Source organism: Streptomyces sp. WAC06614, assembly GCF_003949795.1.
Lineage (GTDB): Bacteria > Actinomycetota > Actinomycetes > Streptomycetales > Streptomycetaceae > Streptomyces.
The window spans coordinates 1-2,287 of sequence record NZ_RPRY01000584.1 but is presented as its reverse complement, the minus strand read 5'-3'; the positions used below and the strand labels follow the sequence as shown (position 1 = coordinate 2,287).

Here is a 2,287-nt window from a genome sequence, read left to right as displayed (position 1 = left end):
GGCGGGAACCCTCCGCCCGGAACGAGGAGCCCATGCGCACATCCCGCAGGACCCCGGACGCCACCGGCGTGGCGTCCCGGTCGCCCGCGCTTCCCGCGGCGCGCGGTCGCCGCGCGCACGCCGGGCAGCCCGCCGAGGAGGACCCGGCGGACCCGACCCGGTCGGCGGGACCGGCAGTGGGTGGCGGCCCCGGAACCGGAGCCGGCCCCGGCAGCCCCCGCCGACTCCGGCTCCGCCCCCGCACCGTCCGCGCCAAGATCGTCTCGCTGCTCATGGTCCCGGTGGTCTCGCTGCTCGCCCTCTGGGCCTTCGCCACCGTCAGCACGGCCCAGGACGTCGCCCGGCTCAGCCGCGCCCAGCAGGCCGACGCCGAGATCCGTACCCCCGTCGACCGCGCCACCGCCGAGCTCCAGGCCGAACGCCGCGCCGCCGTCCGCTACCTCGCCGACCCCGGGCCCGACCAGGCCGCCGCCCTCCAGGCCCAGACCGGCCGTACCGACGCGGCCCTGGCCCGACTCCGGCTCGGCGACCGGCACACCGTGGCCGACGCCGGGGACGGGCCGGCCGAGGTCGCCGTACGGCTCCGGGCCTTCCTCGGCGCGGCCGAGGCCCTGGCAGGCACCCGTAGCGACGTCGCCGAGCGCCGGGCCACCCCCGACGCCGCGTACGACGCGTACACCAAGGCCGTCGACGCCGCCCTCGCCGTCGGCGGTGCCCTGACCGCCGCCCCCGCCCCCGCCGCCGACGACCACGGCCGGGCAGGAACCGCGGGCCCGGCCAGGGTTCCCCTGGAGCTCGCCCGGGCCGCCGAACTCCTCGCCCGCGAGGACACCTTGCTCGCCCTTCCCGGGCAACGGACCGCCGAGACCCTGCGCAAGCTGACCGGCACCGTCGAAGCCCGCCGCATCCTCACCGAAGCCGCCGCCCGCGACCTTCCGCCCGACCGGGCCGCCGCCTGGCAGACCGTGGCCAAGGGTTCCGCGTACGCCGACCTGACCGCCACCGAGGACCGCGTCCTCGCCGCCGGCACCGGCAAGGACGCCCGCGGGATCCCGCCCGGCTGGGAGACGTCGTACACGACCGTGAGCACCGCACTGCGCGCGACCGCGGACGCCGCCCACACCGCCACCCTCGACCGCACCGACCCGCTGGCCGCCGCGGCACTCAGCCCCGCCGGCGCCGCCGTCCTCCTGGGGCTGCTGGCCGTCGCCGCGGCCCTCGTCATCTCCGTCCGGATCGGCCGCGGCCTCGTCGTCGAACTCGTCTCCCTCCGCAACACCGCCCTGGAGATCGCCCACCGCAAACTCCCCGACGCCATGGAGCGGTTGCGTACCGGCGAGGAGCTCGACGTCACCGCCGAGGCCCCGCCCGGCCGGCCCGCCGACGACGAGGTCGGCCAGGTCGGCGAGGCCCTGGCCACGGTCCACCGGGCGGCGCTCGGCGCCGCCGTCGAACGGGCCGAACTCGCCGACGGCATCTCCGGGGTGTTCGTCAACCTGGCCCGGCGCAGCCAGGTGCTGGTGCACCGCCAGCTCACCCTGCTCGACTCCATGGAACGGCGCGCCGACGACCCCGCCGAGCTGGGCGACCTCTTCCGGCTGGACCACCTGACCACCCGGATGCGCCGGCACGCCGAGAGCCTGATCATCCTCTCGGGCGCCGCCCCGGGCCGGGCCTGGCGGCTGCCGGTCCCGCTCACCAACGTCGTCCGCGCCGCCGTGTCCGAGATCGAGGACTACCCGCGGGTGGAGGTGGGCCGGCTCGCCGAGGCCGCCGTCGTCGGCGCCGCCGTGGCCGACCTGACCCACCTGCTCGCCGAACTCATCGAGAACGCCGCGCAGTTCTCACCCCCGCACACCAAGGTCCGGGTCACCGGCGAACCGGTCGGCGCCGGGTACGTCCTGGAGGTCGAGGACCGCGGCCTCGGCATGGGCCCGCAGACGCTGACCGAGGCCAACCGGCGCATCGAGCAGTCCGAGGCGCTCGACCTCTTCGACAGCGACCGGCTCGGGCTGTTCGTCGTCAGCCGCCTCTCCGCCCGGCACGGGGTCAAGGTCCACCTGCGGACCTCACCGTACGGCGGCACCACGGCCGTGGTGCTGCTGCCGACCGCCCTGCTCCAGGGTGCGATCCCGGCGGGCCGGCCGCCCGCCGGGCCCGGGGACCGGGCCGGACGCGAGGTCGAGGAACTACCTGAGCAGTCCTCGCCTCCGGCTGCGGTACGGGCACCGGCGTGGGCGGAAGACACCCTGCCCCCACCGGACTCCGCACCCCGTACGCCCCGTAC

The 2,287-nt window shown here is 77.3% G+C and carries 1 protein-coding gene; it reads left to right on the top strand.

Annotated features, from left to right (window positions below):
* Positions 1-32: 32 nt before the first annotated feature.
* A partial coding sequence (locus EF918_RS34955; protein WP_148141337.1) for an ATP-binding protein occupies positions 33-2,287 on the top strand: 2,255 nt, incomplete at its 3' end.